At 69.8% G+C, this 8567-nt stretch carries 11 protein-coding genes and 1 tRNA gene; 4 read left to right on the top strand and 8 right to left on the bottom strand.

Going from position 1 to position 8567, the window contains the following annotated elements; genetic code table 11:
• Positions 1–260 precede the first annotated feature (260 nt).
• Positions 261–599, top strand: a complete 339-nt coding sequence (locus tag V7Q39_RS16865; protein ID WP_333817779.1) for a TfoX/Sxy family protein — start codon at positions 261–263, stop codon at positions 597–599.
• Positions 600–614: 15 nt separating this feature from the next.
• On the opposite strand, the gene V7Q39_RS16870 is transcribed toward V7Q39_RS16865, so the two are convergent.
• Positions 615–690: transfer RNA gene (locus V7Q39_RS16870), tRNA-Thr, on the bottom strand.
• Positions 691–747: 57 nt separating this feature from the next.
• The gene (locus V7Q39_RS16875; protein ID WP_333817780.1) at positions 748–2406 is read right to left on the bottom strand and encodes an ABC transporter permease; all 1659 of its coding nucleotides are present in this window, start codon (positions 2404–2406) and stop codon (positions 748–750) included.
• Positions 2407–2503: 97 nt separating this feature from the next.
• Between V7Q39_RS16875 and V7Q39_RS16880 the strand changes: the two genes are divergently transcribed.
• Positions 2504–3376, top strand: a complete 873-nt coding sequence (locus V7Q39_RS16880; protein WP_333817781.1) for a hypothetical protein — start codon at positions 2504–2506, stop codon at positions 3374–3376.
• On the opposite strand, the gene V7Q39_RS16885 is transcribed toward V7Q39_RS16880, so the two are convergent.
• Positions 3377–3631 carry a DUF2312 domain-containing protein gene (locus tag V7Q39_RS16885; protein WP_333817782.1) on the bottom strand — a complete coding sequence of 85 codons (255 nt, stop codon included), beginning with the start codon at positions 3629–3631 and terminating at the stop codon, positions 3377–3379.
• 147 nt (positions 3632–3778) lie between these two features.
• Here V7Q39_RS16885 and V7Q39_RS16890 point away from each other — a divergent pair, with 147 nt between their 5' ends.
• Positions 3779–3994, top strand: coding sequence for a hypothetical protein (locus V7Q39_RS16890; RefSeq protein WP_333817783.1), 216 nt, complete (start codon positions 3779–3781; stop codon positions 3992–3994).
• A gap of 3 nt (positions 3995–3997) precedes the next feature.
• On the opposite strand, the gene V7Q39_RS16895 is transcribed toward V7Q39_RS16890, so the two are convergent.
• The 3 genes from V7Q39_RS16895 to V7Q39_RS16905 form a co-directional block, all read right to left on the bottom strand.
• Positions 3998–5761: an enoyl-CoA hydratase-related protein gene (locus V7Q39_RS16895; RefSeq protein ID WP_333817784.1), complete on the bottom strand. Its 1764-nt coding sequence runs from the start codon at positions 5759–5761 to the stop codon at positions 3998–4000.
• A 79-nt stretch (positions 5762–5840) separates the two neighbouring features.
• A complete protein-coding gene (locus tag V7Q39_RS16900; protein ID WP_333817785.1) occupies positions 5841–6047 on the bottom strand; it encodes a hypothetical protein in 207 nt (68 codons plus the stop codon).
• Positions 6044–6376 carry a TraR/DksA family transcriptional regulator gene (locus V7Q39_RS16905; protein WP_333817786.1) on the bottom strand — a complete coding sequence of 111 codons (333 nt, stop codon included), beginning with the start codon at positions 6374–6376 and terminating at the stop codon, positions 6044–6046. Before V7Q39_RS16905 ends, V7Q39_RS16900 begins: the two co-directional genes overlap by 4 nt.
• Before the next feature lie 148 nt (positions 6377–6524).
• Here V7Q39_RS16905 and V7Q39_RS16910 point away from each other — a divergent pair, with 148 nt between their 5' ends.
• A complete protein-coding gene (locus V7Q39_RS16910; protein WP_333817787.1) occupies positions 6525–6950 on the top strand; it encodes a TIGR01244 family sulfur transferase in 426 nt (141 codons plus the stop codon).
• A gap of 152 nt (positions 6951–7102) precedes the next feature.
• Here the strand turns inward: V7Q39_RS16910 and V7Q39_RS16915 are convergent, their stop codons facing one another.
• A complete protein-coding gene (locus V7Q39_RS16915) occupies positions 7103–8071 on the bottom strand; it encodes a FliM/FliN family flagellar motor switch protein (RefSeq protein WP_333817788.1) in 969 nt (322 codons plus the stop codon).
• A gap of 53 nt (positions 8072–8124) precedes the next feature.
• On the bottom strand, positions 8125–8567 hold a 443-nt coding region (locus tag V7Q39_RS16920), incomplete at its 5' end, for a sensor histidine kinase (protein ID WP_333817789.1).

The following is an 8567-nucleotide window of genomic DNA, read 5'->3' on the forward strand; positions in this document are numbered from 1 at the left end:
AAGGCCCGCGCAATATCGGAAAAAGAGCCAGCGAACGGAGCAGTCAGATGGCCACTACCCCCAGCCAGCCCCAACAGGGCGGCACCACGCAGCAAAGCCAGCAGCAGCAGGGCCAGCAGGCCGGCGGATCCACCCAGCAGCAAGGCCAGCCGATCTTCAAGGACTGGGCGTCGATCTGACGCCAGTCCGCTCGGGCAGCGCTTGACAACACCGGGGTCAGCCGCGAGGCTGGCCTTGTTTTGTTCTCACCCCCGCGCCCGATGCCAAACCCCGTCTCCTCGATCCCCAACCTCGGCCCCGCTTCGGAACTGGCCTTTGCCCGCGCCGGGATCACCACGGCCGAGGAAGTCCATGATCTGGGCGCAGACGAGGCCTACCGCAGGCTCCTCGACAGCGGATCGCGCCCGCATTTCATCGGCTATTACGTCCTGGTCATGGGCCTGCAGGGTCGGCCGTGGAACGATTGCAAGGGCGAGGAGAAGAAGGCTTTGCGCAAACGCTTCGACACGCTCTGCGCCGGGTTCAACCGCTCCGATGCCAAACTGCGCGCCGATCTCGAGCAGGCGCTCAGCTTTCTGGGCGTGATCGAGCGGACCTAGCGTTGCGGTGGGATGTGGTGCCCCCAGAGGGACTTGAACCCCCGACCCTCTGATTACAAATCAGATGCTCTACCAGCTGAGCTATAGGGGCCACGCCCTTCAGATACCCTCGGCCTGCGCGCTTCGCAAGGGCATCGCTTGCAGGGCTTCAGTCCTCGCGGCTGCGGGCGACGACCAGCACGGCGGCAAGGCCCACGGCCATGACCAGAAGCGCGGCGGGGGCGGCTTCCGACAGGCGCTCGAGGCTCGACAGCTCGAAGACGCGGGTGGACAACGTGTTGTAGTTGAAAGGCCGCAACAGAAGCGTCGCGGGCAGTTCCTTGACGCAATCGACGAAGACCAGAAGCAGCGCCGTCAGGACCGATCCGCGCATCAGCGGCAGGTAGATCGAGGCCAGCGTGCCCGAGGCCGACCGCCCGAGAGAGCGCGCCGCCATCGAAAGCGAGGGTGCGACCCGGCCAAAGGCCGCATCCACCGCCCCCTGCGCGATGCCGAAGAAGCGCACCATATAGGCGATCCCCAAGGCAAAGGCCGTGCCGGTGATCATCAGCCCCGGATCCCAGCCGGTCAGCGCCAGGATGCCGTCGGCCAGCCGGTGATCCAGCGCGGCCAGCGGCAAGAGCAGCCCCAGCGCCAGAACCGCGCCCGGCGCGGCATAGCCGATCAGCGTCAGCGGCAAGAGGCCGCGTGCCACGCGCGAGCCCTTCATCCGCAACGCATAGACCAGGAAGATCGCCGCACCGACCGTCACCAGCGCAGCAAGCCCGGCGACGACCACCGTGTTCTTCAAGGCCACCAGCAACCCCGGCGCCAGCCAGCCCTCCGGCGCCTTCGCCGCATGCGCCAGCATCACTGCCACCGGCAGCACGAAACCCCCGCCAAAGGGGATCAGGCACAGAACCGTCGCCACCCAGGCCTTCCGGCCCGCGATCGCCTGCGGCTGAACCGGCTGGGCGCTGCGGCCGAGGCGGTGAAAGCGCGCCCCGCCCCGCCCTGCCCGCTCCAACCCCACCAGAAGCAGGATCAGCACCAGGATCACCCCGGCGATCTGCGCCGCGCCCCCGGCATTGTCGCCGTTGAGCCAGGTGGAGAACACGCCCGTCGTCAGCGTCTGCACCCCGAAATGCAGCACCGTGCCATAGTCCGCCACCGTCTCCATCAGCGCCAGCGCCACCCCGGCGGCGATGGACGGGCGGGCAAGCGGCCAGCCGATGCGCAGGAACAGGCCCCAGGGTCCGCAGCCAAGCGCGCGGGCGACCTCATACGCGCGGCCCGACTGCTCACGATAGGCCGAGCGGGCGAGGAGGTAGACGTAAGGGTAAAGCGCAAACGACAGGACCAGGATCGCCATCGGCAGCGACCGCGTCTGGGGGAACCAGTAGTCGCGCGCCGAAGCCCAGCCGAAAGTCGCGCGCAGGGTGGATTGCACCGGCCCCGCATAGTCGAGGAGGTCGACCAGCGCATAGGCCCCGACATAGGCCGGGATCGCCAGCGGGAAAAGCAGCGCCTGCGCCAGCCAGTCGCGGCCGGGAAAGCGGTACATCGAGACGAGCCAGGCCGCCCCGGTGCCCATCCCCGCGGTCAGGACCGCGACGCCCGCCATCAGCAGCAGCGTCGTCAACAGATAGCGCGGCAGCACGGTCGCCATCAGGTGCGGCCAGATGTTCTCGGTGGGGAAAAGGGCGATCCAGGCAATCGACAGGACCGGGGCCAGGATCACCGCCGCGATCACCACGGAGCCGATGGTCCAAGGGTCGGGCCGGGGCAGCAGGCGGCGGCGCATCAGGGGGGCGGAACGGTCGGACATCCTCCGGGCGGGTTACAGGAAAGCGGTTTAACTGTCCAGAAAAGCCCGTATAGTCGCGCCGCGGGGCCGGGATACCCGCGCCGAAAAGTCGGGCAAGATGCGCATCGTCTACCACTTGGGTGCCCATTGCACCGATGAGGACCGGCTGGTCCGCTGCCTGCTCAAGAACCGCGTCGCGCTGGCCGACCAGGGCATCGTGGTGCCCGCGCCCACCCGCTACCGCAAGCTTCTGCGTGACACGGTCAACCAGCTGCGCGGCGCGCCCGCCTCGCCAGAGACCGAGGCGATGATCCTGGACCAGATCATGGACGAAGACGCGGCCGACCGGCTGATCCTGTCCTGGACCAGCTTCCTCAGCTTTCCGGCCTATGCGGTGGGCGAGACGCTCTACGGCAGCGGCGGGCAGCGGTTGCGCGCCTTCACCCAGATATTTCCCGACATCGAGGCCGAGTTCCACCTTGGCCTGCGCAATCCGGCGACCTTCCTGCCCGACCTGCGCGACCGTGCCAGCGCAAAGGGGCACACGGACATCCTTCAGGACGTCGACGTCCGGCGGTTGCGCTGGTCCGACGCCGTGCGCCAGATCAAGGACGAGAATCCCGGCGTTCCGCTTACGGTCTGGTGTGACGAGGACACGCCGATGATCTGGCCCGAAGTCCTGAAGATCGTCTCGGACCACGCGGACGATACGGTGCTCGAGGATACCGACGAGCTGCTGGCCCAGTTGATGACCGAGGCAGGGCTCGCGCGCTACCACGCCTATTGCCGGGAACACCCGCCGCAATCGGTATTGCACCGGCGGCGGATCGTGACGGCCTTCCTGGAAAAGTTCGGCCGCCCCGAAGAGGTCGCCTTCGAGATCAGCGTCCCCGGCTGGACCGCCGAGTTGGTCGAGGACCTGACCCGCTCCTATCTGGAAGACGTCGAGCGGATCGCGCGGATACCCGGCGTCCGGCTGGTCGAGCCCTGATCAGCTCATCCCCAGCGCGGCCTTGTAGACTTCCAGCACCGCCTCTTCCTCGGCCAGCTCGTCCGGCTTGCGCTTGCGCAGCGCGATGACCTTGCGCATCACCTTGGTGTCGTAGCCACGCCCCTTGGCCTCGGCCATCAGCTCTTTCTGCTGCTCGCTGACATCCTTCTTCTCGGACTCCAGCTGTTCGAAGCGTTCGATGAACTGGCGCAGCTCGTCGGCGGTGACGGCATAGGGATCGGTCGCGTCGGCCATGGCGGTCCTCTGGAATGGGTTGGTCGGGGGTTCCTACCCCGTCGCAGGGTTCGGGTTCAAGGCGGGAACGGCAGGGGCGCGGCGGTTTGCTTGCGCGGGCGGGCAAGACCGGCTAGCTGGGGCCGGGACGATGGCGGAGAACGGACGATGCAGGGATTGATCTGGGCGGGCGCGGCGCTGACGGTGGTCGGGCTCATCGGCCTTGGCTACTGCATCCTGCGCGCGGCACGGGCCCGGCGCGCGGGGTTGGACGATGCCGCGATGCGGGCCGAGTTGCAGCGCGTCGTCGCGATCAACCTCGGCGCGGTCGGCGTATCGGCGCTGGGGCTTGCCGCGGTCGTCACGGGCATCCTTCTCGGCTGATCGCTAGCGGTCCAGCGCCTCCAGACCCTGACCATCGCGGATCAGCCGGTCGATCAGGGGCGCCGGGCTCCAGAGCGAGGCTTCGGCCCCCCAGTTGCGCAGGTCCTGGCGCAGCACCATCAGTCCGCGCCGCGCCGCCTGATGCATCGGCCCGCCCTGCCGGCGCGGGAACTGGTAGCCCGCAACCATGATGTGGTCGATGTCCGACGGCCGCTTCGCGATCCCCTCGTCCAGCAGCCGCGCGCCTTCGTTGGCCAGCGCGGCCAGCCAGCGGTTCAGCACCTCCACCGCTGACATCGCGCGCAGGATCGTCGGCACTTCGATCGAGACGGGATCGGGCGCCCGCGCGCCAAAATCGTCCAGCGCCGCGCTGATCACCCGCCGCGGCACCCCGCGCGAAACCATCCAGGCCAGCGCCGTGCGCCCCGCGTCCGCCATCCGCGCGCCCAGAACCGGGCGGTGGCCGACCAGCACCGGCGCAAGCCCGATCCGGCGCAGCCCGGCCAGCGCCGTCGCTCGCGCCAGCGGCAGCGAGTCCGCGGGCAGCGTGATCTCGCAGACCCGACCGCCGGGGGCGAGCGCGAGGCCCATCTCCTCGGCCTGCCCGCCGAGCACCAGCCGGGCCGCGCCGGGAAGATCGACCCAGCCCTCCCCGCCCATGGCTGCGGGGTCGCCGATCAGCAGCGGCACCGATTGCGGCGCGAACGGGCCCTCGACCGCCGCCAGCCGGTCCGTCATTCGCCGCGCGCGGTCGGGCGTCAACTGGCCCGCCCGCAGACCGTCGCCGATCCCGGCCTCGACGGCGGCGACACCCGCCTCCTGCGTGGCGCTGTCGGGAAAGGCCCAGGCCACTGAAAGCCCGCGCGACAGGGCCGCGATGGCGATCCGCACCAGATCAGGACTGGTGCCGACCAGGCCGACCCGGTCGACCGTCAAGGGTTGCAGCCGCGCCAGCACCGGCGGCAGCGCCAGCGCGCAGCGCTCGGCCCGGGCGGCGGCGACAAGGCCCAGGGCCTCCGCGGTTTCCTGCAGGTCGGCCCGGGCGACCGTCTCGAAGGCCTGGGCGCTGTCGGATGGCAAGACCAGAGCTGCCTCGACGCAATCGACGATCCGCCGCCCCGCCAGGCCTTGCGCCTGCGCGCCCTGCCGCGCCTCGGCCACCGCGGCTGTCCAGGCCGCCGGATCGGGCTCGGCCCGGCGCAGGATGTCGCCGACCGCCAGCGCCCCGGCAAGGCGCACCGCCGAGGCGACCGGCGCGGTCTCGGTGATGCCGTCGATCAGCCCCAGCGCCAGCGCCTCCGCCGCCGGGATCGCTTTGCCCCCGAGAAGAAGCCGCAGCGCCTCCTTCGCCCCGACCAGCCGCGGCAGCCGCTGCGTCGCGCCCCCGGCCGGGCACAGGCCCAGCGTCACCTCAGGGAAGGCGATGCGAAGGCCGGGACCGGCCAGCCGCGCCCGCGCGGCCAGCACCAGCTCCGCGGCCGGGCCCGTCACCAGCCCCTGCAGCACCGCGACGACCGGAACCGGGCAATCGGCCACCGCGCGGGCCAGGTCGGCGAGCGAGGGGGATCCGCTGTCGGGGTCGAGCGGCAGCTGCGCCGAGAAATTCGGGCCTTCCGCCGCGATCACGACCCCCTTGGCATCCGGAGTGGCAAGCGCCTCGATCAGGCCCGCCCGTAGCCCGGGCGACAGCTCGTTCGCGGGCGGATGGGCCAGCGTCAGGATCAGAATCCCGTCCCGCCACTCGACCTTCAGCCCAACAGCGGACATTCCCGTTCCCTTGCCCGGATTTCAGGCCAAGTTAGAAACAACCGCCCGAGGTTTACAAGCGTCGCGCGTGGCGACCGGATCAGATCGGCATGTTGTCGAAACCGGCCTCGATCTCGGCATCGGTGGGCAGCGACGACTCCTCGCCCGGCATCAGCGCGGCCAGCGCGCGCATCTCGGCCAAGAGGAGCTCCAGCCCCTGATGCTGCAACTCGATTCCGGCGGCCAGGATTTCGGCTTCGTCGCGGATCAGGTCGCCCGGCTTCAGTGTGGTGTCTAGGGTGGTCATGGCGCACATCTCCTGCAAAGCGGGGTCCAGGGCAAGGCGTCGAGCCGGGCCTCGGCGATGGGCTCGCCGCAGCGCACGCAATCGCCGTAGCTGCCGTCCTCGATCCGCTTCAGCGCGGCACGGATCTGGGTGATCTCGGCCTTTCCGGCATTGCCGGTGGCTTCGAGAACCTCGTCGCCCTCGCGTTCGGTGGCCAGATCCTCCCAGTCGCGGTTCTGGTGCGAATCAAGCTCTTCCTCGATGGCTTCCAGCCGCGCGCCAAGCTCCTGAAGACGCTTGACAAGCTGGGCCTTGCGGGCCGGGATCGGGGTGGTCGGGCTGCCCTGCATGGAGTCCTCCTCTGTGGCCCCCATGGTAGGCGGATCGGCCCCGGGCCACCTTGACCCAAGTCAACGGCGCTTCCGCTTTCGCATCAAGCTGTCTATGGTCGCGCCGATTTCATCCAGCGCCGTTGCGGCGCCGCCAGTGGAGAGGCCCATGGACATCCGCGCGATCACCCCCGATTACGCCGTTTCGCCGCAGATCGAGCCCGGCGATTTGCCCGCGATCAAGGCGGCGGGCTATGTCACGGTGATCGACAATCGCCCGGATGGCGAGATTCCACCCCACCTGCACACTGCTGAGATGCGCAAGGCTGCCGAGGCGCTGGGGCTGGCCTTCGTCGCGAACCCGGTGATCGGCGGTCAGATCACGATGGACAATGTGACGGCGCAGGGCGCGGCGATCGCGGCCTCCGCCGGCCCCGTTTTCGCCTATTGCGCGTCCGGCAACCGGTCCTCGATCGTCTGGGCGCTGGCCAATGCCGGCAAGCGCCCGGCAGACGAACTGGTCGGCCTGCCCGCCCGCTTCGGCTACCAGCTCGACCACCTGCGCCCGCAGATCGAGGTGCTGGCCAAGGGTTGAGGTCTTTCCGACCCGCTCGTCGCTCCCTTCGGGCACTCCTCGCTCTGCATCTGTTCCCGCGACGGAAAGGGTCTCGTTGACGGCATGATCCTCCCGGGTGGCGAGGAGTGCCCGAAGGGCTCGACGAGCCTTGCCCACTAGAGTGTCCGCCCCTACCCCGCCGCGCGCAGTTCCGCGGGCGGCTCCTCCGACGCGGGCTGCACCAGCGGGCGAAGGACAACCGGCGCGGCCGAACGGCCCGTCACCGCCTCGCTCAGCTTCAGGGCGCGCATTCCCCGGTGCTGGCCCAGCCGGGCGGGAACCAGATGGCGGCCCTCCACCGTTTCCAGCGAGACCCTGTCCAGCCCCGCCGTCGGCAGCATCAGCACCTCACCGACCTGCAATGCCATGATCTGGTGCAGCGGCAGCACCAGCCGCCCGATCACCGCGTCCAGCCGGCAACCGGCCTGCATCACCTGGGCTGAAAGCGCCTCGGTGAACTGGGGGATATCGGCCTCGGCAATGTCGGGGGCAAGCACGGGCGAAGCGCCGCGCCCCGCCGCCGGCAGCACCAGGATCACCCGCCCCTCGCGCCCCCCGTCCCCCAGCACCACCTCGGCAGACAGGACCCGGTAGGCTTCATCCTCCAGCATCAGGCCCAGCGGACGCGCGTCCTCCAGATAGCTGGCGTAGCGAAACCCCCCAGCCCAGACGAGGTCGGCCTCCTCCACCAGCGCCTCGTCAAGGCCCTGCAACGCACGGTCGATGACGCCCGCCACCATCGCCGCGTCGATCCGGCTGGCCTTGCGCGGCACAGGCGGCTGGGCAGAGAGACGCCCCAGCGTCTGCTTCTCGATGAAGGTCGCCGTGACCGTGGCGCCCAGCATGATCACCCCAAGCCCGCCCTGCGGCCCGTCCAGCAGCGCCAGCAGAGCTCGGTCCGGCACGGTTTCCAGAATCTCCGCAAGGCTCTGCCGCGCAATCGTCAGGCTGCGGAAGTCGAGGTCCAGCCCCATGGCATCCCGTGCGGCCCGGGCCAGCGCCAGCCGCCAGCCCCGGTCGGCCCCCGGTGCGCCTTCCGCCTGGGTCGGGCGGGCGCGGTCGATCTTGCGGCGGATCACGTCGGTCGATGCGGCGGTCATGGCGGCCCTGTCCCAATGGCCGCAACCTTAACGCGCGCTTCCTTCACGAAGGGTTAAGCGGCCAGCGTTTCCAGCCGCAGCGGCACCGTCACCCGAAAGGTGGCCCCCCGCTGCCCCGGCACATAGGCCACCGAGCCGCCGAGGTTCTGCATGATCTCGCGGCAGATCGCCAGCCCCAGCCCCGCGCCCCCGGCGCGGTTGGCGTCGGTGAGGCGCGAGAACTTCTCGAAGATCAGCGCCTGGCTGTCCTTGGCGATACCCTTGCCGTTGTCGATGAAATCCACCGTGACCCGCCCCGCCTTGTGGCGCACGGCGATGCGCAGCTCGGGCCGCGTCGCGTCGCAGTATTTCCGGGCGTTCGAGATCAGGTTGATGAAGACCTGGGTCAGACGGTCGGCATCGGTCTTCAGGTAGATCGTCTCGGACGGCAGATCGCGGATGACCTGGAACTCGCGGTCGGGCCGCGTCGCCCGCGCCGCCGTCAGCGCGGTGTCGA

The organism is Tabrizicola sp. (assembly GCF_036781545.1).
In the GTDB taxonomy this organism is placed as follows: Bacteria; Pseudomonadota; Alphaproteobacteria; order Rhodobacterales; family Rhodobacteraceae; genus Tabrizicola.

Excerpts from the sequence above, each read along its gene's own strand:
- V7Q39_RS16905 (WP_333817786.1), bottom strand. The coding sequence starts at position 6,376 with ATGCAGGGCAGCCCGACCACCCCGATCCCGGCCCGCAAGGCCCAGCTT.
- V7Q39_RS16915 (WP_333817788.1), bottom strand. The coding sequence starts at position 8,071 with ATGACCGCCGCATCGACCGACGTGATCCGCCGCAAGATCGACCGCGCC.
- V7Q39_RS16895 (WP_333817784.1), bottom strand. The coding sequence starts at position 5,761 with ATGTCCGCTGTTGGGCTGAAGGTCGAGTGGCGGGACGGGATTCTGATC.
- V7Q39_RS16910 (WP_333817787.1), top strand. The coding sequence starts at position 6,525 with ATGGACATCCGCGCGATCACCCCCGATTACGCCGTTTCGCCGCAGATC.
- V7Q39_RS16880 (WP_333817781.1), top strand. The coding sequence starts at position 2,504 with ATGCGCATCGTCTACCACTTGGGTGCCCATTGCACCGATGAGGACCGG.
- V7Q39_RS16885 (WP_333817782.1), bottom strand. The coding sequence starts at position 3,631 with ATGGCCGACGCGACCGATCCCTATGCCGTCACCGCCGACGAGCTGCGC.
- V7Q39_RS16865 (WP_333817779.1), top strand. The coding sequence starts at position 261 with ATGCCAAACCCCGTCTCCTCGATCCCCAACCTCGGCCCCGCTTCGGAA.
- V7Q39_RS16890 (WP_333817783.1), top strand. The coding sequence starts at position 3,779 with ATGCAGGGATTGATCTGGGCGGGCGCGGCGCTGACGGTGGTCGGGCTC.
- V7Q39_RS16875 (WP_333817780.1), bottom strand. The coding sequence starts at position 2,406 with ATGTCCGACCGTTCCGCCCCCCTGATGCGCCGCCGCCTGCTGCCCCGG.
- V7Q39_RS16900 (WP_333817785.1), bottom strand. The coding sequence starts at position 6,047 with ATGACCACCCTAGACACCACACTGAAGCCGGGCGACCTGATCCGCGAC.